This is a genomic window from Listeria innocua (assembly GCF_028596125.1).
GTDB lineage: Bacteria > Bacillota > Bacilli > Lactobacillales > Listeriaceae > Listeria > Listeria innocua.
Window position 1 is genome coordinate 2,247,728 of sequence record NZ_CP117229.1, and the last position, 25,352, is coordinate 2,273,079.

23 protein-coding genes and 1 pseudogene are annotated in these 25,352 nt (G+C 37.3%); 3 read left to right on the forward strand and 21 right to left on the reverse strand.

Annotation, left to right across the window (positions count from 1 at the left end; all coding sequences use genetic code 11):
• Positions 1-3,474 (reverse strand): helicase-exonuclease AddAB subunit AddB, encoded by a 3,474-nt coding sequence (gene addB, locus PQQ29_RS11695; RefSeq protein WP_187983876.1) that lies wholly within the window; start codon positions 3,472-3,474, stop codon positions 1-3.
• A gap of 149 nt (positions 3,475-3,623) precedes the next feature.
• Positions 3,624-3,980, reverse strand: a complete 357-nt coding sequence (locus tag PQQ29_RS11700) for an IDEAL domain-containing protein (RefSeq protein ID WP_077904838.1) — start codon at positions 3,978-3,980, stop codon at positions 3,624-3,626.
• 129 nt (positions 3,981-4,109) lie between these two features.
• On the opposite strand from PQQ29_RS11700, the gene PQQ29_RS11705 reads away from it, so the two are divergent.
• Positions 4,110-4,709: a competence protein ComK gene (locus PQQ29_RS11705; protein ID WP_003763662.1), complete on the forward strand. Its 600-nt coding sequence runs from the start codon at positions 4,110-4,112 to the stop codon at positions 4,707-4,709.
• 47 nt (positions 4,710-4,756) lie between these two features.
• Here PQQ29_RS11705 and PQQ29_RS11710 read toward each other — a convergent pair whose 3' ends face one another.
• The 4 genes from PQQ29_RS11710 to PQQ29_RS11725 all read right to left on the reverse strand — a co-directional run bounded on the left by PQQ29_RS11710 (position 4,757) and on the right by PQQ29_RS11725 (position 8,783).
• Positions 4,757-5,104: a helix-turn-helix domain-containing protein gene (locus PQQ29_RS11710; protein ID WP_003749261.1), complete on the reverse strand. Its 348-nt coding sequence runs from the start codon at positions 5,102-5,104 to the stop codon at positions 4,757-4,759.
• 106 nt (positions 5,105-5,210) lie between these two features.
• Positions 5,211-7,109 carry a PTS fructose transporter subunit IIABC gene (locus PQQ29_RS11715; RefSeq protein WP_010991185.1) on the reverse strand — a complete coding sequence of 633 codons (1,899 nt, stop codon included), beginning with the start codon at positions 7,107-7,109 and terminating at the stop codon, positions 5,211-5,213.
• 1 nt (position 7,110) lies between these two features.
• Entirely contained in the window at positions 7,111-8,034 is a 924-nt protein-coding gene (gene pfkB, locus PQQ29_RS11720) for a 1-phosphofructokinase (RefSeq protein WP_003770024.1), read from the reverse strand.
• Complete coding sequence (locus tag PQQ29_RS11725; RefSeq protein ID WP_010991186.1) at positions 8,031-8,783, reverse strand: DeoR/GlpR family DNA-binding transcription regulator; 753 nt, start codon at positions 8,781-8,783, stop codon at positions 8,031-8,033. Before PQQ29_RS11725 ends, pfkB begins: the two co-directional genes overlap by 4 nt.
• Positions 8,784-8,998: 215 nt before the next feature.
• Between PQQ29_RS11725 and pepC the strand changes: the two are divergent.
• Positions 8,999-10,324, forward strand: a pseudogene (pepC, locus tag PQQ29_RS11730) (aminopeptidase C).
• Here pepC and PQQ29_RS11735 read toward each other — a convergent pair.
• The 13 genes from PQQ29_RS11735 to ssuE form a co-directional block, all read right to left on the reverse strand.
• Positions 10,321-10,764, reverse strand: a complete 444-nt coding sequence (locus PQQ29_RS11735; protein WP_003763672.1) for a 2-thiouracil desulfurase family protein — start codon at positions 10,762-10,764, stop codon at positions 10,321-10,323. The pseudogene pepC and the gene PQQ29_RS11735 sit on opposite strands and share 4 nt — an antisense overlap.
• Before the next feature lie 79 nt (positions 10,765-10,843).
• Positions 10,844-11,755 (reverse strand): pseudouridine-5'-phosphate glycosidase, encoded by a 912-nt coding sequence (locus PQQ29_RS11740; protein WP_003770033.1) that lies wholly within the window; start codon positions 11,753-11,755, stop codon positions 10,844-10,846.
• On the reverse strand, positions 11,752-12,870 hold the full coding sequence (locus tag PQQ29_RS11745; RefSeq protein ID WP_010991188.1) for a carbohydrate kinase: 1,119 nt from the start codon (positions 12,868-12,870) through the stop codon (positions 11,752-11,754). Before PQQ29_RS11745 ends, PQQ29_RS11740 begins: the two co-directional genes overlap by 4 nt.
• A 132-nt stretch (positions 12,871-13,002) precedes the next feature.
• Complete coding sequence (locus PQQ29_RS11750) at positions 13,003-13,704, reverse strand: pseudouridine synthase (RefSeq protein WP_010991189.1); 702 nt, start codon at positions 13,702-13,704, stop codon at positions 13,003-13,005.
• 71 nt (positions 13,705-13,775) lie between these two features.
• Complete coding sequence (locus tag PQQ29_RS11755) at positions 13,776-15,098, reverse strand: LLM class flavin-dependent oxidoreductase (RefSeq protein ID WP_010991190.1); 1,323 nt, start codon at positions 15,096-15,098, stop codon at positions 13,776-13,778.
• Positions 15,095-15,361 (reverse strand): glutaredoxin family protein, encoded by a 267-nt coding sequence (locus PQQ29_RS11760; protein ID WP_003763682.1) that lies wholly within the window; start codon positions 15,359-15,361, stop codon positions 15,095-15,097. Before PQQ29_RS11760 ends, PQQ29_RS11755 begins: the two co-directional genes overlap by 4 nt.
• Complete coding sequence (locus tag PQQ29_RS11765; protein WP_147732792.1) at positions 15,354-16,349, reverse strand: LLM class flavin-dependent oxidoreductase; 996 nt, start codon at positions 16,347-16,349, stop codon at positions 15,354-15,356. Before PQQ29_RS11765 ends, PQQ29_RS11760 begins: the two co-directional genes overlap by 8 nt.
• Positions 16,346-17,125, reverse strand: coding sequence for an amino acid ABC transporter ATP-binding protein (locus PQQ29_RS11770; RefSeq protein WP_003768096.1), 780 nt, complete (start codon positions 17,123-17,125; stop codon positions 16,346-16,348). Before PQQ29_RS11770 ends, PQQ29_RS11765 begins: the two co-directional genes overlap by 4 nt.
• Positions 17,122-17,829 (reverse strand): amino acid ABC transporter permease, encoded by a 708-nt coding sequence (locus tag PQQ29_RS11775; RefSeq protein ID WP_010991192.1) that lies wholly within the window; start codon positions 17,827-17,829, stop codon positions 17,122-17,124. Before PQQ29_RS11775 ends, PQQ29_RS11770 begins: the two co-directional genes overlap by 4 nt.
• Before the next feature lie 13 nt (positions 17,830-17,842).
• Positions 17,843-18,559: an amino acid ABC transporter permease gene (locus PQQ29_RS11780; protein WP_003770044.1), complete on the reverse strand. Its 717-nt coding sequence runs from the start codon at positions 18,557-18,559 to the stop codon at positions 17,843-17,845.
• A gap of 21 nt (positions 18,560-18,580) precedes the next feature.
• On the reverse strand, positions 18,581-19,390 hold the full coding sequence (locus tag PQQ29_RS11785) for an amino acid ABC transporter substrate-binding protein (RefSeq protein WP_010991193.1): 810 nt from the start codon (positions 19,388-19,390) through the stop codon (positions 18,581-18,583).
• Positions 19,391-19,406: 16 nt separating this feature from the next.
• Entirely contained in the window at positions 19,407-19,943 is a 537-nt protein-coding gene (locus PQQ29_RS11790; RefSeq protein WP_003763689.1) for a GNAT family N-acetyltransferase, read from the reverse strand.
• Positions 19,944-19,958: 15 nt separating this feature from the next.
• Positions 19,959-20,504, reverse strand: a complete 546-nt coding sequence (gene ssuE, locus PQQ29_RS11795) for an NADPH-dependent FMN reductase (RefSeq protein WP_045553984.1) — start codon at positions 20,502-20,504, stop codon at positions 19,959-19,961.
• 241 nt (positions 20,505-20,745) lie between these two features.
• On the opposite strand from ssuE, the gene PQQ29_RS11800 reads away from it, so the two are divergent.
• On the forward strand, positions 20,746-21,645 hold the full coding sequence (locus tag PQQ29_RS11800; RefSeq protein ID WP_010991195.1) for a LysR family transcriptional regulator: 900 nt from the start codon (positions 20,746-20,748) through the stop codon (positions 21,643-21,645).
• Between the two features lie 26 nt (positions 21,646-21,671).
• Here PQQ29_RS11800 and PQQ29_RS11805 read toward each other — a convergent pair whose 3' ends face one another.
• The gene (locus tag PQQ29_RS11805; protein ID WP_010991196.1) at positions 21,672-23,624 is read right to left on the reverse strand and encodes a Na+/H+ antiporter; all 1,953 of its coding nucleotides are present in this window, start codon (positions 23,622-23,624) and stop codon (positions 21,672-21,674) included.
• Between the two features lie 129 nt (positions 23,625-23,753).
• Positions 23,754-25,352, reverse strand: a complete 1,599-nt coding sequence (locus tag PQQ29_RS11810; RefSeq protein WP_010991197.1) for an amidohydrolase — start codon at positions 25,350-25,352, stop codon at positions 23,754-23,756.

Genomic DNA, 25,352 nt, shown 5'->3' on the forward strand with positions numbered 1-25,352 from the left:
CTACTGCGTCCCTCCTTCTATATCCATTTTTGTTAAAATTGTTTCTGTTTTTTCATTTGTTAAATGTCTATATTGATTACTCGCTAAGGATGGATCAAATCCACAAAACGAGCGAAATCCACAAAACTGACAAGGTGTTTTTTCTTTTAATTTATAAGGATTAATGGAAACAGCTCCATCTAGTATTTTATTTCCTGCTTCCTGATATTTTTGTCTTATAAATCGGCGCATTTTATCAAACTCTGCTTTTGTCGCAGTTCTGGAACGCGCACTTAGCTCACCGTTTTGCTTAATTTCAGCTGGAATAATATTGGAAGACTTTCCTTTTTCCAGATTTGTATCCATAAGCGAAACAGCCACAGGATCCGATAAAATTAAGCCTTTCATTTTGGAACTTTTTTGCAGTTCTCGAGCAATTGCTTCATCACTCAATTCTTTCTCTGCTTGGACATATTGATTATGCATATGAAAGTACAGAACCCCAGCAGGCTCAGCAGTTTTGCCTATCATTTTTTGCGCATTTGTTACAACGATGTCTAAGTAAGTCAGCATTTGAAGAGCCAACCCGTAATAAACTTCAGTAAGAGCCAAATCATGTGAACTAGATTTATAATCAATGATTCGAAGGAAAGTACGATCATCTTGTTCAGCTGCATCAATTCTATCAATACGTCCTTGTAAAAGAAGTTCGCTATCTGATTGTAATGGAATTTTTAAAGGCGGAATATCTCCTTTCAAACCAAAATCCACTTCTAAACCAATTGGACGAAACGCACTGCTTTTCGCTTGTTCATTTAAAACCGTAGTAGCTCTTGTAATAATTTGGAGTAATTTATATTGAATATATTCCATCCGTTTTGAACTTAATAAAATTTCATGTTGAATCTTCGGAGCTAAAAATGTCATCGCAAGTTTAGCCATTTGCCTACATTCTTCTTCCGTTAAATTACCCCAATCTCGGTTAGTTCGTTTTAATTCAGCGGAAATCCATTCCATCGCCCCGTGGAAAATTTCTCCCATGTCTACAGCTTGTAGCTTATAATGAGCTCTTTCTTCTAATTTCAAGCCATATTGCGCAAAGTGTTGAAACTCACAACTAAAAAACTTCTCCATCCGCGAAACACTCGCATGAATATTTTCACCAAATAGGTTTTTAGCAGTTGTTTCTTGGAGTGGTTTGGTTTTATTTTCATAATAAAGGCTTGAAAGTACTTGTTTTGCTGCCTCAGATTCTTTGCTATCTTCAAAATAACTATTATAAGCATCCCACCATACATTTGATAAAGGATAGCCACGTTTATACATTTGTAATTGGCTTGTTAATAAGCCCAGTGTAGCTTGTTTAGAACGAATATAACTACTTTGTTCTTTATCATTCAGTAAACTTGGGTCAGTTAAATAAACCGATTCATTTAAATTTTTGAATTGGCCTTTTATTTTTCTTAGATAATTCGACTCACTAAGAACTTTCCCTTCTTCATCTGCAGCTGGATAACTAAGAAATAATTTGTCGCTTGGCAAACTCATTATTTTATAGGCTAATAAATCTTCTTCACCAATGTTATTTTTAGCAGATGGCTTTAAATTGCTATTTTCTACTCGCAAAGAGTCGCGATCTTGATCTGACAAAATCCCTTTATCTTTTTGACGTAGTGGCATTACGCCATCATTCATTCCAATCGCAAAAATAACTTTCATGTTAAGCAACTTTGCATTTTCCATATCAGCTAAAACTACTTGATCTAAAGAAGGTGGTAGTAAAGAAAATTCTAGCGCATCCAAGCCCGTCGTAATTATTTCAGAAAAACTATTAACATCTAATTCTTCTTCACCTAAAACTTCTACAAATTCATCTAGCAGTTCTGATATTGAACTCCAAGCTTGTTCATGTTCTCTAGCAAGTTCCAAATAACCATTTTCTTCTGCTACTTGTCTCCATGATTCTAAATGTTCTACAGCTTTAACTTGCTCCAAATAATGATATAGAGCCATGGCGAACTCTATGCCTGTTTTTGCTTTTGTTATATTATTTTCTAATGTTGAAAGAGGCTCAACTATAAGATTCCTCATTTCATTAATAACACTTTGGGTTGCTAATTCTTCATCTGTTTGTGGCAAGACATTGGTAGAAAGCCCTCGAATTTTACGGTAAATCCAATCGCCTTCTTTTTCCCATTTCCACTTATTTTGAATACCATTTTCGAGCACATAATTTTCAAGTATATCTGCTTTTCTTCTCATAATAGTCGCATTTTCAGCCACATCAAAGAAAAATTCTGTTTTAACTGCTTGGAAAATCGGCTCATATTTCCAATTAAATAAAATTGCATCAATGCTAGAACGAATAAATTCAATAAATGGGTGTTTAGCCATTGCTCGTTTTTTGTCTATAAAAATAGGAATATCAAAGGACTCCATTACTGTTTCACATAAAATATCATAATCACCGATGTTTCTAGTCAAAATCGCTATATCTCGGTATCTATAGCCGTTTAATGCTAATTGCCGAATTTCGCGGGCAACACCTTCCATCTCAGCACGCCTATTATTAGCTTGATGGATGGTTAAATCATTTGCTCCCCCTTCATATGACGAGTATTTATTATCTCCCCAAGCGTTGGCTAAAAAGGCTAATGAGTCAGAGTTAGCTCGTTTATTTTCTAAAAGAATTTTCTCCGGTTCCACTTGAATTTTATTTAATTTAGCCATCTCTAATAAAGCAAAGTATGCTTCAGTGCTCGCTTTAAACATACTGAAATCTTCCAAACCTTTATGGATTTCAGGTACGTTTAAAGTTAACGATACTGTTACTTTATCGCATTTTTGCATTAGCTTTTCTATTACTGTTAACTCTTGTTTTGAAAAAGAAGTAAATCCGTCAATAATTATTTCCGTTTGATTTAAATAATCACTCTCAATAATCTTATCTGCTAACAGTCTCAAATAATCTTCATTTTCAAGGAATTTTCCTGCTAATAATTCTTCATATTTTTGATAAATAAGTGAAATGTCATGTACTTTGCTAGATACACTTGTAGATAAATTTGCCGCACTCTTCTCTAATTCGTCTACAGAAATTTCTTCTTGTTTCATTTCTTTGAATAACTTAGCCAGCTCTGAATAAAAGCCTTTTTTTGAAGTAGCTCTAGAGAAAATTTTCAACTTATCTTTTTGATCTAAAGCAGCTTTTCGAATAACCATCTCAATACCTGTTTGACTCAAAAAAGTTTTAGATAAGCCACCAGTTTCTTGAAGTATTTTCCAAGCAAGCCTACTAAAACTGAAAATCTGTGTCCCTAGCATCCCTGCCAAGTTTTGTTTATTTAAAAAGCTTGTTTCCATTTGAAACGTCATTTGATCGGGGACGATAAAAATATACGTCTTAGAAGTTTTTTTGATTTTTTCGCCTACTTCATCCATCAAATGAGTGGTTTTACCTGTTCCTGCTTTACCAGCAATTATTTGAAGTGTCATACCCTCACCACCGAACATATGTTTTTATTTAGTTTACCATATTTGAGCAATCTGTCCAGAACTTTTTTCGAGTCTTTTTTTTCGTGAAAATTTATAAAACAGCTCAAAAAAACTAAGATAGCTCTTACTATCTTAGTTTTTCATATATTCTACTCAAAAGCCAGCATTTCCTGTTGGATTTTATTCATTTTTTCTGTTAGCTGCATAAATTTCGCTTTGTTCCTATTATCGAGAGCTTTATCAATTTCAGCTCTAAGTTGTTCTAATTTTCTCTCTTCTAGGAGCATCGTCAGGAAGCATTCGATAAAAACATTTGTTAATTCTTTTTCTCCTTTAAGGACACCCACTTGATTCATCAATGAATTAGAAAAATCACGCATTTCCACGACTACCACTCCTCCACTCATATTTATTACAATTTCGAAAAACTGTAACATGGCAAGAAAAAACAGAAAACGGCTTGAAAATACAACTTTACGAAAATCTAATGACTTGTAAATTACCATGTGCTATAATGACAAAAAATAACTCATAACTTACTTTGATGCTTCGTCGTTATTTGAAATTTTGTGCATTACGCAATAATTTCAGATTACTTCTTAGACATAAATACAAACATAGAGGAGTTGAATGAAATGAAAAAAGAACAAATTAGTACTCAGTTTTATGAAGTAAATCCCCACACAATGATTATTTTTCCAAAAAAATCTGGAAGTATAGTCTATTCAGAAATTTATGAAGTTGATTCTCATTATACTTCTAAATTTACCCCATTTGAGTTAATTAAAACCAGCTGTAACTTTTTCGGATCGAGTTATGATGGACGTAAAGAGGGAACAAAGCATCTAATAGGTGTCACTCATAAGCCGCCTATTATTATTGACCCTGTTACTTCTACCTATGTATTCCCTACTGTCGCGCCAAGTTCAACAGATTGTATTTGGATTTTTCCACAGCATATTAAGGATTATCATGCAATTGGATATAACCATACGTTGATAAAGTTTTCTAATTTACAGACTTTTGAAATTGATATGTCGTTAGCCTCTTTTAATAACCAAATTGCTAGAACCTCCATGCTACATATGAAGTTCTCACAAAAAATGCGAACAATGGAGAGCAATTTCCCTTCTATGAATATGTTTTTTCCTCCAGCTACACTCGCCGCTGAATCCAGGCGTTATTATAACACTATGCTCTCTGAAAAAGACGATTCAAAAGACCCAGAACAATAAAATTAAAAACCAGATATACACATTGTATATCTGGTTTCCTTCTTAAATTATTTCTTATTCTCAATCGCATCTGCAATTCGTTTTAACATTAATAATTCTTCTTCTGAATATGTATAAGGCAATTCCAGATACCATTTCTCAAGCTCTGGGTTTCCAATTAAAGGAAAAGCATTTACTGAATTTTTTTCCCGTAAACCCGCTACATCATCTAATAAAAAATCTGTTGTAGTCCCAAGAATTTCTGCTAATTTAGCCAAAATAAAGATTGGCGGTCGGTGGTTATCATTTTCATATTTACTGATAGTTGAAGCTGTAGTTCCAATTTTTGCCGCTAATTGTTTTTGAGTTAATCTATTTTTCTTTCGTAAATGAATTAATTTTTCTCCAAATTCCAATACGCCCACCTCTCTTCCTTTTCATTATAGCAATTTTTCAGGAAGAATTCGAGAAATCACATAAAAAGAAATCGCCTTTTTAATTTCAAAAGACGATTCCTCTCTATTATACTGTTGGTTTTTTGCGTAATACTCCGATTAATGCTGCACTTATTATAGTTCCAATCACGATTGCGATAAGGTAGAACCATGGTTGAGATACTAAGAAGATAACAAATACGCCTCCGTGTGGTGCTAATACTTTAATATTTAAAAACATAACAATTGCCCCAGTTATTGCACTTCCTGCGATAAAACTTGGAATCATTCGAAGTGGATCTGCTGCTGCAAATGGGATGGCACCTTCTGTAATGAATGACGCGCCTAAAATAGAGTTCGTTAGCCCTGCATCACGTTCTTGTGCAGTAAATTTGTTTCTAAAAACAAGAGTTGCTACGAATGTTGCTAGCGGTGGCACCATACCAGCAGCCATTGTAGCCGCCATAATCGCGCTACCACCTGTTGCAACGCTTGCTGCAAGCGTTCCAGTTGCAAAAATGTAAGCCGCTTTGTTAATTGGTCCACCTAAGTCAGCAGCCATCATTGCTCCTAAAAGTAAACCTAGAATAACCGCATTTGTTCCACTTAGACTATTTAAGAAGTCATTTAACCATGTATTTAATGCACTCATTGGCACGTTTAATAGTAACATCAATAGTCCGACAATTAGTACAGATAGCACCGGATAAAATAGTACTACTTTAATGCCATCTAAAGTTTTTGGTAATTTTTTCAGCATAACTTTAATTAACTCGACTGCATAACCAGCAAGAAAACCACCTACTAAAGCGCCAAGGAAACCCGCTCCACCGACAGATGCAACACCACCTGCTACAAAACCGGCTACAAGCCCTGGTCTATCCGATATACTGTATGCGATATAACCCGCGAACACTGGAAGCATAAATCCGAATGCAACATCACCAATTTGTTTTAATAATGCTGGAATTTCGTTATATGATCCTAATTTTGCAAGTTGATCTTGTGGTACACCTAGAATTTGATCAAGCATAAATGCGATTGCAATTGCGATCCCGCCACCAATTACAAATGGTAACATATGAGAAACGCCGCTCATTAAATGTTTATAAATTTGTTGACCAATGGAAAGGCCATCTGTACTTTCTGTTGCTTCGCTACCCGATTCTGCTTTATAAACAGGTGCATTCCCAGAGATAGCTTCTTTAATAAGCTCTTCTGGTTTATGAATTCCTGCTGCAACTGGTTTTGCAATTAAATGTTTTCCATCAAAACGAGGCATATCAACTTGTACATCAGCTGCGATGATAACTCCATCAGCCTCAGCAATTTCTTTATCAGTTAAACGATTTTCCACACCTCTAGAACCATTTGTTTCTACTTTAATTCGAACGCCTAATTTGTTTGCTGTTTCTTGTAACTTTTCTGCAGCCATATAGGTATGTGCAATACCAGTTGGACAAGCAGTAACCGCGACAACAGTTTTGCCAGTATCATTAGAAGATGTAGGAGCAACAACTGTTTCTTCTGCATCACCTTGCTCGTTGTTGAAGAGAGTGATTACATCGTCTGGTGTTTTTGCATCTTTTAACGATTGAACAAATGCTGGATGAACTAATAATCTTGAAAGTGCTGCTAAAGTTTCTAAGTGAGTTGCATTTGCACCATCTGGAGCCGCAATCATAAAGAACAAATGAGCAGGTTGACCATCTAAGGAGTTATAATCTAATCCTTTTTCACTTTTCGCAAAGACTACAGTTGGTTCATTAACTGCTTTTGTTTTTGCATGTGGCATTGCAATTCCTTCGCCAACTCCAGTAGAGCTTTGGGCTTCACGGTTCATTATCGCTTCTTTAAAAAGTACCTCGTCATTAATTTTCCCGTTGCTTTTAAGTGAAGCAATCATTTCATCAATGGCAGCTTCTTTTGTTGTAGCTTGTAATGACATAATCATAACGTCTTTGCTGAGTAAGTCTGTAATTCTCATTTTAGTGCCTCCCTGTTATTTTAGTTATCTTCACTTGCGGTAATAATTCATTAATTAAATCTTTTTCTGCTAGATCTGTTGAAAATGCTGTTGCGCCCCCAGTTGCAACGCCTGCAGCAAATGATTTAACTGGATCCTTAGTTTTATCGAAAGTTCCAACGAATCCAGCAATCATTGAATCACCAGCTCCAACTGAATTTTTAAGTTCTCCTTTTAAGGCATCAGCGAAATAAACATCTTCTCCTGTAAAAAGTAGAGCTCCGTCGCCAGCCATGGATACGATTACATGTTGTGCGCCTAATTCTAGGCATTTCTTTCCATAAGGAATGAGATCTTCTACACTATCTAACTTAACACCAAATAGTTCTGCCAGTTCGTGGTGATTTGGTTTAATAAGGATTGGACGATTTGGTAATGCATCTAGTAGTTCTTGTCCAGTCGTATCAATCATGAAGTTAGCTTGTTTTTCTTTACAGATTTGGATTATTTTATCGTAGAAATCATTTCCTAGTGAAGGTGGTACACTTCCAGATAGAATAACGATGTCACCAGCAGTTACCTTATCCATCACTTCTAAAAATTCTTTGATTTCTTTTTCAGAGATTGCTGGGCCTAAACCATTAATTTCTGTTTCTTCTCCGTGTTTTAGTTTGATATTAATACGAGTATCGTCTTTTACTATTACAAAGCCAGTTTGTATGCCTTCATTTTTAAGCCAGTCTTTGATAAATCCACCTGTAAATCCGCCTAAAAACCCTGTAGCAAGGCTCGGTACGTTCAATTGATTTAAAACTCTGCTGACATTGATACCTTTGCCACCAGGTAATTTATAATCTTGTTTCATGCGATTAAGTTCGCCAAGTTTTAGTTGGTCGATTTGCACAATATAATCAATTGAAGGGTTTAAAGTAATTGTATAAATCATTTTTCTACCTCGATTATTTTAGTTTTTTGGATAAAGGATTTTCTTACTTCTGAAGGAATATAGTCTGTTACAATAGTAGCTTCATCTATTGAAAACATTTTTGAAAAATTAACTTCATTGAATTTCGTATGGTCTGCTACAACAAAAACGCGATCAGCACGCTCTTTGGCAGCACGTTTTACAAATGCTTCTTCCATATCTGGTGTCGTATAGCCATGCTCCGGATGCATAGCGTTAGTTCCAATAAAAGCTTTGTCAAAATGATAATTTTTAATATTATCCAAGGCAACTGCGCCAATAATTGCTTTTGTATGCACTTTCATTTTGCCACCTAAAAGATAAGCATCAATATTTTGACGAACTAGTTCTTCAATATGGGTTAGTCCATTTGTAACTACAGTAATATTTCGATTTGCTAAGTGAGTAATTAATTCCAGTGTCGTGGAGCCTGCATCTAAATAGATACAATCATTTTCTTCCACTAAACTAGCGCAATATGCTGCGATTTCTTTTTTACTTTGAATGTTTTTGAATGATTTCTCATTCATGCTTGGTTCTTGGTTATGAGAAATAACAAGTTTTGCACCACCGTGTACACGTTCGATTAATCCTTGTTCCTCTAATTCGATTAAATCACGACGAATAGTTGACTCCGAGGTATCTAGCCCTTCAACTAATTCTTGTAATTTAATAACACCAAGCTTTTCAATACTCTCCATAATAAGTTGTTTTCGCTCTGCATTTAACATTCTTACTCCTCCATCCAAAGTTAGTTTATCATCTTTATCTTTCAAAATCAACCGTTTTCATCCAAAAACATTCATTTATAATCAAATTCATTCATATTATATCATGAGAACCGCCGAAAACCTTCAAAATAGTTCAGATAGTTGTTTTCTTATACACTTTTTATTTTTAGCAGTATACTTAATTAGAAGCAATGTTCTATAGAGGAGGAATAAAAATGAGTACTGAAATAACGTTTGATCAATTAGAAAGTTTTTCCAAAAAATGGCGTGAAAATCCTGATAAGTTGGTTTTCCAAGCTAGCATTATGAAAAATGGGATTAAAGCAGCAACAGAAAATCCTGTATCAAAAGCAACAGTACAACCGGTTTTTTCTCATGAGGTTCATACAGATAAAGTTTCCAACCAACAGCAAAGTGGAAGATGTTGGATGTTTGCAGCATTAAATACGTTTCGACATAAATTAAATGGGACACTTGGTCTAAAAGATTTTGAGTTGTCGCAGAACTATACTAACTTTTGGGATAAATTAGAGAAAGCTAATTATTTTTTAGAGAACATTATTGAAACAGCGAATGAAGATGAGGATAGCCGATTAGTTTCATGGTTACTTGATACTCCTCAACAAGATGGTGGTCAGTGGGATATGCTTGTTTCGATTATTGAAAAATATGGGGTTGTTTCGAAATCTGCTATGCCTGAAACTTTTCAAAGTAGTAAGTCTGCGGATTTAAATCACCTATTAAATGAAAGACTTCGCACGGATGCAGTTATTTTGAGAAAAGCTGTTAAAGAGCAGAAAGATACTGCTGGATTGAAGGAAGAAATGCTTGCTGAAGTTTACCAGCTTTTAGTTATGACTCTGGGTGAACCGCCGAAAGTGTTTGATTTTGAATATCGAAATAAAGACAATGAGTTTAAACAAGATTTACAAATTACGCCTAAAGAATTTTATAAACGCTATGTAGATATGGATTTGAAGGATTATATCCCGCTTATCAATGCGCCAACTAAAGATAAACCTTTTAATCAAGCATTTACAGTCGATTATTTAGGAAATATTGTAAATGGGACGCCTATTAAGTATTTGAATGTGGAAATGGATGTATTAAAAAAAGCCACCGCAGATCAAATCAAAGACGGTGAGACTGTTTGGTTCGGTTGTGATGTAGGTCAGCTTTCAGAACGAACTACTGGTATTATGGATACAGATATTTTCTTGCTAAATCAGGCTTTTGGATTTAAAACAGCTATGACGAAAGCAGAACGCCTCGATTATAAACACAGTATGCTCACTCACGCGATGGTTCTAACTGGGGTTAACATTGTTAATAATGAAGTTAATCGTTGGAAAGTGGAAAATAGTTGGGGAGAAAAGATTGGTAACAATTGATATTTTGTTGCTAGTGATGCTTGGATGGATGAGTTTACATTCCAAGTGGTTGTCCATAAAAAATATTTATCTAAAGAATTGATTGAAGCATTTAGCAATGAGCCAATTGCGCTAAAACCTTGGGATCCAATGGGCTCGCTTGCACTTTAAATTGTAAATTCTGAGATGATTTTGATTCCATTCATTTGAAAAAGAGCTGCTGCTACGCCGGTACCATCTTTTATTTTTCCAGAGAAGGTGCCGTCGTAAATAGCACAGCTTCCACAAGAAGGACTTTTTTCCTTCATAATTATTTGAGTAATACCGAGTTCTTTCATTTTAGTCAAAGTTAAACTCGCTCCGTTTTTATATTCTTCTGTTACATCTATTCCTTGATTATCCATTACTTTAGCGCGACCTAGCCAGACGTCTTTACCATCTCCACCTACTATTTCAGCTGGATTTCTTGGTATTTCCAAACCACCTGCAACTTCAGGACAAAAAGGAATCGCCTCTCCGTTTTCAACCATTTGTTTTATTTTGGTAATTTCTTTATCTTTCCCGTCATATCTACAGGCAATTCCTGCCAAACAAGCGCTTACGGCAATCATTTATATTCCTCCTTTATTTTTAAATTTATTTTAACATAAAAAAGCTGCCACCACTTAAAGGCGACAGCTCTATTGATTATTAGATATTTTGATAAGCTACGGCGATTTGAGTACCGATTAGTGCGTTGTGTTTTACTAGTTCGATATTTGCTTCTAAGCTCTTACCGTCTGTTAGTTCTTTTACTTTGCCAAGAAGGAATGGTGTAACGTCTTTTCCGTGGATGTGGTTTTCTTCTGCTTCTTTAAGTGCAGTTTGGATAACATCGTTAATTACTTTTTCATCCATTGCAAATTCTTCTGGGATTGGGTTTGTGATTACAGCGCCACCTTCAATTTTTAGATCCCATTTTGCTTTAAGGGACTCAGCGATAACTTCTGGAGCATCTGCACGTAATGTTAATTCTACATCGCTTGAACGAGTATAGAATGCTGGAAGTACGTCTGTTTGGTAACCAATTACTGGAACGCCTTTTGTTTCTAAGTATTCCATTGTTAAGTTTAAGTCTAAGATAGATTTTGCTCCAGCACATACTACTGCTACATTTGTTTTCGCTAACTCTTCTAAATCAGCAGAAACGTCCATTGTTGTTTCGGCACCGCGGTGAACTCCGCCGATTCCACCAGTTACAAAGATACCGATTTCTGCTAATTCAGCACAGATCATCGTTGCAGCTACTGTTGTTGCTCCTAGTTGTTTTGTAGCAATAAGGTAGCCAATATCACGACGAGAAACTTTTGCTACATTGCTGCTTTTTGCAAATAGTTCTAGTTCTTCATCAGAAAGACCGATTTTAATTTTACCGTCGATTAAAGCGATTGTTGCAGGTACCGCGCCGTTATCACGGATAATTTGTTCTACGTCACGAGCCATTTCAACATTTTGTGGGTAAGGCATGCCGTGAGAGATGATTGTGGATTCTAAGGCTACGATAGCTTTTCCTTCTGCTTTTGCTTGTTTTACTTCTTCGGATAATGATAGATAATTTTTCATTTGAATTCCTCCAGATCTTTTTGTAGTTGGGATGTTGATAAATTTTGGCGAACAGTGTATTCAGATTCGAGTGTTCGCGCAGCATTTACGCTCCCTGCTTTTAAAATTTCTTGTAAAGATTTTCCTTCTAACCATGCATAAATTACCGCAGAACAAAATGCATCTCCTGCTCCTGTCACATCTACAATGTTTTCAATGACAATAGCGGGTTCAAAGATAATGCCTTCTGCGTTGTTTGCTGCAACTGCACCTTTACTGCCATTTGTAACGATGACATTTTTCACGCCTAAATCTAGCCATTTTTGTGCAGCTAAGCGCCAGTCTTCATCGTTTTCAATGGTCATTTCTAGGTGAGTTTCTGATTCGTCTCGGTTGCATATTAGCCAAGTCACGTGATCCAAGCGTTCTGGTAAATGAGACATTTTAGGTGAGGAAACGGGTACCAAGACTAATGGGATGGAATTAATTTCGGCAAAACTCCCAAGGTATTCTAATGTTTCTTTTGGACAATTTAAATCGGCAATAATGGCGCTCGCTTGACTTAGCAAGCCTTCGTTTTTCGCTAGTACATCTGGGGTTAAGTGATCGTATGCATCCATGTCCGCTAGTGCAACGAGCAAATCTCCATTGTTTTCGAGTACGGCTGTATAAGAACCTGTTGCGATGCTTGGAAATGCAGTGACATAATCTAAGTTCATATATGTATTACTGGCATTTTTGACAGCTTCCCAGTCGGAGTCTGTTCCACAAGCAGTGAGTAATATAACTTCTTTTCCAAGGCGACCAAGGTTTTCACCAACGTTCCTAGCAACTCCGCCAGCACTTTGTGTTGAGCGCACCGGATTAGATGTAGCTAGCTGGGCCTTGTCTTTAATGTAAAACTTCCGATCGACGTTCGCTCCACCTATACAAACGATTTGTTTTGCTTCATTTAAAATATAGGCTTTTCCTAAAATGCGACCTTTTTTAATAAGGCCAGAAATAAGGTTCGCTACTGTCGGTCTTGATAAATCAAGTATATCAGCAAGTTCTTGTTGAGAAATGTAAGGATTTTTACGGATGGAATTGAAAATTATCTCTTCCTTTTCGTTCATTTTCGCTTTATTATTCTCCACGATATAATGCACCTCCATTCCAAACTTTTGTTTTAATTTCAAACACATGTTTATTATATATGTAAATGCTTTCTTTTGCAATCTAAAAAACGAAAATCCACTTCTTTTTAGGAAGAAAATTTTCGTTTATCGTTATTTATTTTGAAGGATAAGCAGCTCGTTTTCAGTCAGTGGGCGGTATTCACCGAGTTCAAGAGAATCATCTAGTTGTAAGTTCCCCATTGAAATTCGTTTTAAATAGCTGACTGTTTTCCCGCGAGCAGCGAACATTCTTTTCACTTGGTGGAATTTTCCTTCTTGGATAGTTACTTTTATTTCGTTCGGAGTGATAATTTCTAAATGAGCTGGTTTACAGGTGTAGCCGTCATCGAGAGTGACGCCAGCACTGAAGGCTTCTACATCCTCTGCTGTAACATCGCCATCAATTTTAGCATAATATGTTTTATCAATATGCTTTTTAGGTGAAAGTAAATTGTGAGCGAGCGTGCCATCATTAGTTATAATAAGTAATCCTTCTGTGTCTTTGTCCAAACGACCGACCGGAAATGGATTAGTGAGAGTGTCTTCTTGCTCGAGTAAATCAATGACGGTTTCTGACAGATTATCCTCGGTTGCACTCACGACATTTTGGGGTTTATGAAGCATAAAATATACGAATTCTTGGTAAATGACAGGAGTTCCGTGAACAGTAACTTGATCTTTGTCTGGATTCACTTGGGTTTTACTGTCTTTTTGAATCGTTCCATTTACGACAACTGCCCCGGATTTAAGCAGTGGTTTCACTTCTTTACGACTCCCGAAACCTGTGTGGGACAATAATTTATCTAAGCGCATGGTTTAGCTCCTTTTTTCTTTTATTGTAACAAAAAAACGAAGATCCTTAAAGGCGCTCCGTTTTCTTTCTATTATTTGATGTTGACGGCTTGTTTATTTTTTGGTATTTCAAGACCTAGGTTGCCTCTTAAGGTTGTGGCTGGATATTCGTTTCGGTACAATCCTCGACTTTGCAAAAGCGGAATAACTTGCTCGACAAATGTTTCAAAAGTACCTGGGATGTCAGACGCGATGATAAATCCATCTGCCGCCTCATTTTGAAACCAAATTTCGATTAAATCAGCTACTTGTTCTTTTGTTCCTATAAAAGGTGTTTTCGGGGTGGCTGCTTCGGTCGCTACTTGGCGCAGGGTTAGATTGCGCTCTTTTGCTTCTTTTTTGATTCGATCCGTCGTACTTTGAAAAGCATTTTTACCGATATCGCCAAGGTCGGGGAAAGGTTCATCTAGTTCAAATTGGCTTAAATCATAATCATCGAAATAACGCGCGAGATAGGTGACGGCATTTTCAATCGGAATAAGATTGGCAAATTCAGTGTATTTCTGCTCGGCTTCTTCTAGAGTATCCGCTACAATTGGGCTAATGCCTGGGAAAATCCTGATCTCTGCTGCATTTCTGCCAGCTTTTTCAGCACGAGTTTTCACATCTTGATAGAATTGAATAGCTTCTTCAAGCGAATCTGAATGCGTAAAAATAGCTTCCGCGTTTTGGGCTGCAAAATCCCGACCTGTGCTAGATGCCCCCGCTTGGAAAACGACTGGTTCTCCTTGTTTGGAGCGGCCGATATTTAACGGTCCTTCCACTTGAAAATACTCACCTTGATGGTTCAAACGATGTAATTTTTCTGGATTAAAAAATTCGCCGGTTTCTTTATTATAGGTAAAAGCATCTTCTTCCCATGAATTCCATAGTCCGCGAACCACCTTTAAATGTTCTGCCGCAATGCTATATCGGTCACTGTGGGTTGGGAGATTTTTCTTGCTATGATTTCGTGCTGCTCCTTCTTGCGGAGAAGTGACCAAATTCCAGCCAGCTCGACCACCACTAATATGATCTAATGAGGAAAGTTGCCTTGCGAGCGTGAATGGTTCCGTAAATGATGTCGAAAATGTTCCAACTAGACCGATATTTTCTGTAGACTCTGCTAAAGCGGATAAAATAGTAATCGGCTCAAAACGATTAAGAAAATGCGGAATAGATTTTTCAGAAATAAAAAGACCATCAGCAATAAATACAAAACTAAATAGGCCTTGTTCTGCAATTTTTGCACGAGTTTTATAAAAATCTAAATCTGTACTTGCTGCTGGGTTAATATCTGGGTGGCGCCAACCATCTGTTGTGCCGCCAACGCCGTGAATGATTGCGCCAAACTGGATTGTATCTTTTCTAGTCATTTTACTTCCTCCTTTTGTAGTAAAGCTTTTTCTAAGTATTCGATACCGATTTCAGTTACTGCTTGGTAAGTCCCTTTTTCTATGTCACCAATTTCTACTACTGGAACGTGGCGAATACCGTATTTGGCTTGCAGTACTTCTCGTAAGTAATCATGATCTGTGACGTCAATATCTTGGAAGACAATATTTTGCTCGGTTAAATAATCTTTCACATCTTTACAGTAGTGACACCCTACTTTACTCCAAACAACGACATTAGCCATGGACAACTTCCTCCTTTATTGATTCACTTAATAATTGGTACGAATAGCGTTTGATTTCCGCGGATTTGACAGGTGTTAAAACGACAAAATCTTGAATATTATATTTTTTTGAAAGTCTGGTAATTTCTTCTCCAACGTCTTGTTTCGTCCCAGTTATTGCTCCAATTTTTTGCGTAATAAATCGATATGGTTGGCTGATGTCTTTCACGTAGGCTTCTGCTTGTTCACGTGAACCGACATTGACTCTCCGCCCGTCCGAAAGCTCTACTTTAATTGATTCTCGCTCTGGAATATGACGGTCTGCAGCAGCTTTTGTTTCAGCTACAACAACAATTGGCGCTAATTGAAAACTTGCTTGTTGGTTAATTTGATACTGCTCAAATATATCCCGCGCTTCTTTTAAAACTTCCTCTTCGCCGTTAATAAAATAAGCAAACACAAAAGAAATTCCCAGTTCGGCAGCTTGTCTTGCACTTGCTACACTTCCGCCAAGTAAAAAGATTTCCGGATTATTTTCTGGTAGTGGTTTTGCTTCGACTTTGGAAGCAGATTTCCGTGTGACAAAATCGACTAATTCTATCAGTTTAGCATCAAACGTTTGAATAGGCTTTGCAAAGTCTTTCTGAAGGGCATCGGTCGCTGGTTGAAATCCGCCGGGCGCTTTGCCGACACCAAGGGAAATCCGTCCTGGCGCTAAGTTTTCAAGCACGTGAAATTGTTCAGCAACTTTATATGGACTATAATGTTGCAGCATTACGCCACCGGATGCGAGCTTAATAGTAGTTGTTTTTGCCGCAATATATCCTAAAAGAACTTCCGGCGCAGCTCCGGCTATTTCGTCTGAATTATGATGTTCAGCAACCCAAAAACGATAAAAGCCAAGTTGTTCTGCAAGCTCTGCAAGTTCTACAGTGTTTTGTAAAGCCTCACTAGGACGTTCGCCGGGATTAATAATACTTTGATCCAAAATGCTAAGTCGAATAGTCATATGACACGCTCCTTTTTCACTTCTTTGATTTCATATAAGTAATCGGCCGAAACTCGGTGTAAAAAGCGTTTTGTTCGTTCTTCTTTTGTGTGATTAAATACTTCATCTGGCGTGCCTTGTTCGACAATGAGCCCTCCGTCCATAAAGACGACTTGATCTGCGACGCGTTTTGCAAACTCCATTTCATGTGTGACGACAATCATTGTTGCACCGGCACGAGCAATTTCTAACATTACTTCTAAAACTTCACCGACAAGTTCCGGATCAAGCGCTGCGGTTGGTTCATCAAATAAAATTACATCTGGATTAATCGCGAGCGCACGTGCAATGCCAACGCGCTGTTTTTGTCCGCCTGAGAGTTGGGAAGGATATGCGCTAAACTTATCGGCTAGCCCTACCTTTGTTAGCTCCCGCTCAGCAATCTCCCGCGCAATTTTTTTCGGGATTTTTCTAGCAACAGTGAGTCCTTCCATTACATTTTGAATGACAGTTTTATGGGAAAATAGATTGTATTGTTGAAAGACCATTGCGGTATTTTTTCGTAATTGTAATACTTCTTTTTTGGAAGGTTTCTTGCAGTTAATTATTTGGTCATGCATTGAAATTTCACCGTTTTCAGGACGTTCCAGTAAGTTTAAGCAACGTAAAAAAGTGGTTTTCCCTGAGCCACTTGGACCAAGAATCGTCACTACTTCTCCTTTTTTTACGGTTAAATCTATTCCTTTTAAAACTTGATTTTGTCCAAAGCTTTTTTGAATATTTTTAATGGTAATCATACTGTCCCTCCTTGATATTTAGCGATATTCTTTTCCAAAATATAATTAATTGCTTCTATTAGAATAGTTAAGAACCAATAAATCAGTGCTGCACCAATGAATGCTTCGAGAAAAGCGTAATTATCAGAAGCTACAATCGTGGCCATTCCAGTGATTTCTGGGACCGCGACGATAGCTGCAATCGAAGTTGTATGCAAAAACCCGATGCATAAATTAGTAAAATTCGGTAGCGAAGTCATAAACGCTTGAGGTAACAGCACTTTACGAATCGCTTGGCCATGCGTATATCCCATAGAATAAGCTGCTTCCATTTGTCCAATATCAACAGCAATAATACCAGACCGTAAAATCTCCGTTAGGTAAGCTCCCGCCGTGAAGGATAACGCGATTATCACAAACACCACAACCGGGATTTTATTTGCTGATATGCTTAAATCAAGCGACTTACTTAAAAAATCGACAATGAGCGGAATTCCTAAATAAATCAGCATTATATGTAAAATCGCTGGTGTGCTTCGAAAAAAAGATACGTAAAACTTGGCAATTGGTTCCAAAAAACGGACATGGTACATCCGGATGAGCGTTAGTAAAATAGCGATTATAAAACCGAACAATATCGGAAAGAATGTCATCGCAAGTGTTAATGGTATCGTTTTTAGCATCGCCAATACGGCTGTTCCAATAAAAGGCACATCAAGCGGCATCATCATCTCTCCTTTAAAGTTCTATATCAAAAATACTGGTAAATCTGGTATTCTCTTTTTTAACTCGTTTTTCAATCCATTTGAAAGAATATTCAAGTAGCACTGCGGTAATATAGTAAATAATAGACAACGAAATATAAACTTCAAGGGCGTGATTGCTCAGCGTAATTAAGGTTTGGCCTCTACCTGACATATCCATCACACCTATCGAAAAAGCTAGCGAAGTATCTTTCAAATACCCAATTACTAAATTCCCAAAATTCGGCAATGCTTGATAAAGTGCTTGAGGCAAAATGATTCGTAAAAATGTTTGGCGTCCGTTCAGCCCGACACTATAAGCTGCCTCCGCTTGGCCAGCATCTACACTATTTACACCAGCCCGAATCACCTCTGCAATGGTCGCCGCACTACTTAATGCATACGTTGCAATGGCGGCATAAAGTGGATCCATTTGCGATAAATCAATCCCAAATACGCCAGAAAGTGCTGGAATTCCGTAAAAAACAATAAATAATTGCACCATAATCGGTGTTCCGCGAAAAAAAGAAATATATACGCGAGCAAATTGATTTAAAACAGGGATCTGATAAATTCTTGGTAATGATAAAATAACCCCTAATATAAAACCGAAAATAAGCGAGAGTGCCAAGATATATAACGTAATAGGTAGATAACCCGCTAACGTCGGAATAAAATCAGCAATCATTTTCACATCAAACGCTTTATCCATTTAAATGGCACCCCCTATTTTTTAATACTGTTCTTTTGAATAATCTGCACCAAGCCATTTTTCACTCAACTTTTTTAATGTCCCGTCATCAATAATGGATTGAAGTGCTTTATCTACGTCTTTACTCAGTTCCGTTTTATTTTTACCAAGCATGAAATATACCTTTGCATTTGATAAAACATCGCCTACTACTTTTTCTTTGATGGGGCTTGTTTTATTTTGGAAATCTACTGCAAAAGGTGTGGAAATCGTTGCATCAGCGCGACCTGTTTTTAGTTGGTTGGCTGCATCATTAGAACCTTGTCCTTCATAAGCGATTTCAAAATTATTGCCTTGTTCTTCATTGATTTTCTTTAAAACGAGTGCGCCATTTGACGTCGCACTTGTAATAACACGTTTTCCAGCTAAATCTTTTGTGCCATTTATGCTGTTATTACTATCTAATACGGTTAACTGTAATGGGAAATTATTATAGGCTACATCGTTAAATAAAAATTTCTTCTCGCGTTCTTTACTTTTTTCCATTTGATGCGCTACAATATCCACTTTTCCGGCACCAAGACTAACGAGTAAATTGGAAAAATCCATCGTTTTAAACTTGAATTTATAGCCTGGTAAACGTTTGTCAATTTCTTTCACTAGTTCAACGTCATAACCTGTTAATTTGCCATTTTCATCTAAAAAGCAAACATTAGGAAACTGCGTGCCTGTCCCGACCGTAATCGTTTGAACTTTTTTATTAGCTGCTTCTGGTTCATCTTTCGCTCCGCATGCGCTTAATGTTAACGCGGCTACAAGAGCCAGTGCCAAAACTCCATATTTCTTTTTCATTCTTTCTCCCCCTTTTTTATGTCCAGCTAGGTATTCCGAGTAATGTGGCATCGAATTTTTCCGGAATTAAAATTTTCCGCATCATCACGCCGACATCGCCGTCCTCTTCATGTTCAAAATAAACTTCATAGCCGCGGCGCAAGTACATATCAAGTAGCCACGGATGTTTTCTTGCAGAAGTACCAAGCGTAAGTGCCGGAGCTTTAAGTGTATCGCGAAGTACCCGTTCTTCTACATACGTTAATAATTTATCACCAATCCCTTGTCCCGCTAATTCTGGTGCTGTTGCAAACCACCAAACAAATGGATATTTAGAAGGAGGCGAACTACTCTCCCACGGAAAACGAACAGTAATTGTAGAAATTAATTTACCATTCCGCTCTAAAACAAAAGCCGAAGAATTAACGATATTTTCGGTAACCATCGCTAAATCTGCATTAGTAGAAGGCCAATCGATTCCCAGTTCTTTCACGGACTTAAAAGCACTCGATAACAATTCCAAAAACTCCGGCGCATCTTCCACAGTCGCCACTCTAAAAATATCTTCTGCCATTTTCTATTCGCCTCCTTAAACTTCCACTGAATTTTGATTTAATAACGAAATGAACTGATTTAATGCACTATCCAGTCGTTCTTTCGCCGTAATTTCAATTTCATAAAGCCCGTCACCAAGCCGTTCAATTTGCTTATCGACCGTAAACTGACCTTTCAAAATTATTTCAGCCCCTAGCTCTTTTAAAACTGGATCTAGCGCGTATTGCAGTGCAAGTAAATGTCCATTTGATCCGCCAAGCCCTAGCGGTAAAACTACTTTCCCTTTTAAAGCCTTAAGCGGCAAAAGATCTAAATAAGCTTTTAACACGCCTGAATATGCGGCTTTAAAAATGGGTGTTGCGATAATAACGCCAGAGCTGGACTCAATTTCACTATTTGCTAAATGAATATCAGGATGCGTGAAATCGGCAGTTACTAAAGCCTCTGCTTGGATTTTGTGCACTTCGATGATTTTAACTTCCGTACCATTATTCGCTAATTGATTTGCTGCTAGTTGAATTAAACCGTTCAGCCGAGATTCCGTTTTGATTCCCCCAGCAATAATTGTCACTTTTCCCATCAAATCGCCCCTTTTAATTCCCATCAACTTACTTGGTTTTTAGATATTAGCTATACTATAAAGTAAAAGATTCTGTTTGGCTAATCAAAAAAACTAATAGCTAACCACAGTAATACTAATACTTCTGCTCTAATCCGCATTATTCCTATGAATTTTATCAGATTAATAAATTGCTTCTGGCTATTTTACGGTGTATACTGTTAGAAATATCAAAAAACTCCAATATGAAGGGGGAATTATATTGGAATTTAGAACCATTAAAACTTTTTATACGGTAGTAAATACGGGAAGTTTTCAGCGGGCCGCAGAAGTATTAAATTATTCGCAGCCGACTATTTCAATGCGAATTAAACAGCTGGAACAAGATTTGGACGTGCAATTATTTGAACGGGGGAAAACATTAAAACTAACCCACGCTGGTAGATTGTTTTATGAAAGAGCGGGTCAGCTAATCGCTCAATATGAAGTTTTGGATCACACAATATTTGATTTAAAAAATGGCAATGCCGGCCTTATTAAAATAGGAATCTCAGAACCTAGCGCGAGCCTCGTCTTACCACAAATTTTAAAACAATTTTTAACCGATTTTCCAAAGCTAATGGTGAATGTTTCTGTGGATGATGCTAATACATGTAGCCAAAAACTGATTGATGGGGAAATTGATTTTGCCATTTGCGGGGAACCCGAGCTGATTTTGGAGAATTTTTATTTTCCGTTTTTCCATGATACGCTTGATTTGATTGTGTCAGAAAACCATCCTTTAGCTTCTCGGACGTCTGTAGAATTGCTTGATTTACGCGATGAATGCTTTATTTTCACTCCAGCAAATTGCCCGATTCGCATCCAAATTGAGCAACATTTAAAACGTGCCATTGGTAGTGATTATAAAAAAATGGAACTCACTAGTAGCATGTCTCATAAGTATTTTGTCCGTGAAAACGTTGGTGTTTCTATCTTTACGAGCACCGCACATTCCGAACTCTTAGAAGGAACTGTTCGTATTCCAATTAAAAATTTACCTATTTCACCTCCAATTGGGCTTTTAACTAATCAAAAAGAAAAAGACTTTGATAGTACCACGAAAGAATTTATTGATCGAATTATTTATTATTTTGATGATAAAAAAAGACAGTTAGACTAAATAAATAGTCTAACTGTCTTTTTTCGTTAAAATTCTAATTGAAAACTTGCTTCAATCGCAAGGAGATTATCTCGGTAAACTTTCATTTCCTTCCTCGTAATCGTCCCTTTTTCAAAATAATGTTGAATTGTTTCCCGTTCAATTTGAGAAGCTAAATCAATTGTTGTTTGTAGTTCTTCATTATCTGTTTCTTTTTTATGTTTGCCGCTACCTAATGCTCGTTCAAAATTCATTAAATATAAGGAAATAACTTCAGGGTTAAATTCGTTTTTATCGAGCTCATTTAGCTTTTGAACGACGAATTGATTATTTTCAGTTTGAAGTTTAGCTCGCTCTTTTCTACGTTCTTCAAAAGAAAGAGGTACTATGCGAAAATCACGAATACTATGACTTAGAAGCTGACGATATCTCATTCTCGCCCGATATTTTTGAGCTCTTGTTTGGACATAAAGTCGTTTCCCGAGCCGCATCATAAGCGACAACCCAACCCCAGTGTCAATTTTCCGCTCAAATACGAGTCTTCTTGTATTTTCAAGTTGCCATTCTTGCGTTAAACGTCGAAGTTCTTTCTCAGTAGCACTCACTTCTTTATGTTCCATTAACGAAAAAATTCTGCCGTTATACATTTTTAGTACATTATTCATTTCTACTTCATTCTCGTCTGTTTTATAACGTTGTAATTGACCGACAACATCTCGTAATAGCGCAATTGCAGTAGTATGATCGGCTACTACAACATCTTTTTTAGCTGCAAAAAGAGGCAGTGTGAAGTTAGCTAAAAGTAGTGTCGTAATAATTACTCCAGCAGCAATAAAAATTAATAAATCACGTTCAGGAAAAGCATTGCCCTGACCTAAGACAAATGGTAAGGATAGCGCACTGACTAACGTAATGGTTCCTCGTACACCTGCTACAGTATACAAAAACGTATTTTTTAGCCTGCTCACTAAATCTGCATGGGGATTTTCCTCGTAATTGCGGAAAAACAAAATCCATAAGAACCGAAGCGCAAGTAGTAAAAACGTTATTCCGAAAATATATAGGAACAACATGCTTTTATGTATCCCCGTATCTTCCCAAATAGCTGTCATAATTTGCGGCAGCTGAGTCCCAAGTAAAACAAACACCAGACCATTAAGACTAAAAATAATTACTGACCAAGTATTTTTAGAAAGCAAATTGAGTTGCGCCATTTCAGGATTGATCCTCTTATAACTAAACGAATGCACCATTCCCCCACTGACCACAGCCAAAATACCATTGACGCCAATATTTTCTGCCACCATAAAAATTAAAAAAGGCAGCAAAATTTCCATTAACATAAAAGAAGTCATGTTTTCAATACCGAGTTGGCGCAGACCACGCATTAGCATGATTTTCAGTAAACTAAGCACCACTCCAAGCGCAATCCCGCCTAGCGAAAGCAGCAAAAAACTAGTTCCAGCAGACATAAAGGAGAATGTTCCCGTCACAAGCGCTAAGACTGCGAATTGAAAGGAAACAAGTCCAGAAGCATCATTGATAAGCGATTCTCCTTCTAAAATATGCATAATTTTATGTGGAACCCTTACTTTTTCCGCTAGTGCTCCAACTGCGACCGCATCAGTTGGCGCTAGTGCTGCAGCAAGTGCAAATGCAGCCGCAAAAGGTATCGCTGGAATTAAATAATGAATAAAAGCTCCTAAAACCCCAACCGTTACAAACACTAGGCCAATTGATAATGATAAAATTGCTTTCCGATTTTTCCATAACGATTTTTTATCCGTCCTAGCCCCGTCATTAAAAAGTATCGGAGCCATAAATAGTAATAAAAACAACTCGGGATTTATATCCATCGTATGATCCCCGAGCGGAATCGCCAAAATAATCCCTAGTAGTACTTGAATTAAAGGTACCGCAATACTTGGCAAAAATCGACTTAACACATTTGATAAAAAAACTGCACTTAACATTAATAAAATCAGTTCAAAAATCTCCATTAATACATCCCTCGTTCCCGTTTCCGCGCCTTGCTAATTCGTTCTTTAGCAAGGCATTTGATCCGTTCTCATACTAACAAAAATATTTTTCGAGAACATCCGTCTCTGTATGGAGTTTTTCGCGTTTACTTACTTTTTTTTATAAACTACTTGTTCATTTACAACTGTCATCATAACTTCTAGATGACGAAGATTCGCAGGTTTTATTAGGAAAGGATCTTCTGCTAAAATCGTAAAATCCGCTACAAATCCAGGTGCAATTTGACCACGGGAAGTCGTTTTATAACTTGCAAATGCTGCCCCTTTTGTATAAAGTTCGATTGCTTCATATACGGTAAGTGACTCTTCCGGCCAATATTTCACACCATTCAAATCCGCATTAGCCGTTCTTGTAACAGCTGCATGGATCCCCCAAAACGGATTAGGCACTTCGATCGGAGCATCACTACCTCCAGCTAATGGAAAGCCTGCTCGTAAAAGCGAATTCCAAGCAAAGGCAAGTGGCGGATGATTTTCACCAAGCACATCGATAGCCCACGGGAGATCACTAGCCATAAACTGTGGCTGTACATCAAATAATATCGGTAAGCCCTCCGCTTCTGCTATTAGTTCCTTTGTAAGCCAAGGTGTGTGAATTAATCTATCATATTGTCCTTCTTTAGGTGGGTTTGCTCGTAAAGTTCGAATAACATTAGCAAAAGCTTGGTCGCCTAAAATATGAATTGCTACAGGTAAACCCGCTTTTCTTGCTGACTGAACTAAATCCTCAAAAGCCTCATCGGAATGAATTTGTAGTCCTTTTTCATTCGGGTTATCAGCGTATCCCGCACTCATTAGCGCCGTCCGTGAACCAACTGTACCGTCATAGAAAATTTTCATTGCACCTAATTCTAAAAATTTGTCGCCACTCATAAAACTTTCTTTAGACGTTGAAAAATTAGCTAGTTCTGCATGGTGAATTAACAAATGTGCGCGAAATGGCAATCGATTTGCTCCCACCGTATTCCGAAAAGCAGCAAAAGTAGATTCAAATCCCGTAAAATAATGTAAGTCTTCCGAATGCGCGCCGGTTATACCTTTAGACCATAAATCGGTTATCGCAATTTTTAGCCACGCGTTTAATTCAGCAGGTGTCGCCGCCGGGAATGCATCTATAGCAAGCGTTGTCGCATTATCTCTTAAAATACCAGTAAAATTCCCAGCTTTATCACGAACAATTTCACCACCGCCATCAAAACCGTTTTCCGAAAAGTTTTCAATGTGCGCTTTTAAAGCCGAATTAATCGACACACTATGGTAATCAATCCGTCTAACTAAAATTGGATTGGTTGTACTTACCCCATCCAAATCAACTAAAGAAATCAATGTTTGTTCATCTGACCATTTATTTTCATCATAACCTTCTACAAACAACCATTCTTCACTTGCAAGCTGCTTTGTTCGTTCAAGAATAAGCGCTAATGCCTCTTTTTTAGTAGTTGTTTGGTTTAAGTTCAACCGTTCTAAAGCTTGTCCGTACCATAGCAAATGGATATGCGCATCAACAAATCCCGGAAAAACTACTTTACCTTCCAAATCGATTGTTTCATCAATTTCAGTAGCATATTGTTTTTTGAGGTCCGCTACTTCACCCACCGCATGAATTTGACCATTTTTTGTTAATACAGCAGAAACTTGCTCCCCTTCTGCTGTCATTTGATAAAATGTGCCGTTTTCCCATAATTTCAT

Coding starts and splice junctions, on each gene's coding strand:
- PQQ29_RS11740 (WP_003770033.1), bottom strand. CDS start 11,755: ATGAAAAATTATCTATCATTATCCGAAGAAGTAAAACAAGCAAAAGCA.
- PQQ29_RS11715 (WP_010991185.1), bottom strand. CDS start 7,109: ATGAGAATTACAGACTTACTCAGCAAAGACGTTATGATTATGTCATTA.
- ssuE (WP_045553984.1), bottom strand. CDS start 20,504: ATGGGAAAAGTGACAATTATTGCTGGGGGAATCAAAACGGAATCTCGG.
- PQQ29_RS11750 (WP_010991189.1), bottom strand. CDS start 13,704: ATGCGCTTAGATAAATTATTGTCCCACACAGGTTTCGGGAGTCGTAAA.
- PQQ29_RS11770 (WP_003768096.1), bottom strand. CDS start 17,125: ATGATTACCATTAAAAATATTCAAAAAAGCTTTGGACAAAATCAAGTT.
- PQQ29_RS11755 (WP_010991190.1), bottom strand. CDS start 15,098: ATGACTAGAAAAGATACAATCCAGTTTGGCGCAATCATTCACGGCGTT.
- PQQ29_RS11780 (WP_003770044.1), bottom strand. CDS start 18,559: ATGGATAAAGCGTTTGATGTGAAAATGATTGCTGATTTTATTCCGACG.
- PQQ29_RS11790 (WP_003763689.1), bottom strand. CDS start 19,943: ATGGCAGAAGATATTTTTAGAGTGGCGACTGTGGAAGATGCGCCGGAG.
- PQQ29_RS11700 (WP_077904838.1), bottom strand. CDS start 3,980: ATGGTAATTTACAAGTCATTAGATTTTCGTAAAGTTGTATTTTCAAGC.
- PQQ29_RS11785 (WP_010991193.1), bottom strand. CDS start 19,390: ATGAAAAAGAAATATGGAGTTTTGGCACTGGCTCTTGTAGCCGCGTTA.
- PQQ29_RS11725 (WP_010991186.1), bottom strand. CDS start 8,783: ATGTTAAATGCAGAGCGAAAACAACTTATTATGGAGAGTATTGAAAAG.
- PQQ29_RS11760 (WP_003763682.1), bottom strand. CDS start 15,361: ATGGCTAATGTCGTTGTTTGGAGTAAAGTAGGGTGTCACTACTGTAAA.
- PQQ29_RS11810 (WP_010991197.1), bottom strand. CDS start 25,352: ATGAAATTATGGGAAAACGGCACATTTTATCAAATGACAGCAGAAGGG.
- pfkB (WP_003770024.1), bottom strand. CDS start 8,034: ATGATTTATACAATTACTTTAAACCCTTCAATTGATTATATTGTGCAA.
- addB (WP_187983876.1), bottom strand. CDS start 3,474: ATGACACTTCAAATAATTGCTGGTAAAGCAGGAACAGGTAAAACCACT.
- PQQ29_RS11775 (WP_010991192.1), bottom strand. CDS start 17,829: ATGCCGCTTGATGTGCCTTTTATTGGAACAGCCGTATTGGCGATGCTA.
- PQQ29_RS11735 (WP_003763672.1), bottom strand. CDS start 10,764: ATGATTGCCGTAAGCGCTTGTTTGGCAGGAATTGCCTGTAGATATGAC.
- PQQ29_RS11805 (WP_010991196.1), bottom strand. CDS start 23,624: ATGGAGATTTTTGAACTGATTTTATTAATGTTAAGTGCAGTTTTTTTA.
- PQQ29_RS11705 (WP_003763662.1), top strand. CDS start 4,110: ATGAAAAAAGAACAAATTAGTACTCAGTTTTATGAAGTAAATCCCCAC.
- PQQ29_RS11765 (WP_147732792.1), bottom strand. CDS start 16,349: ATGACTATTCGACTTAGCATTTTGGATCAAAGTATTATTAATCCCGGC.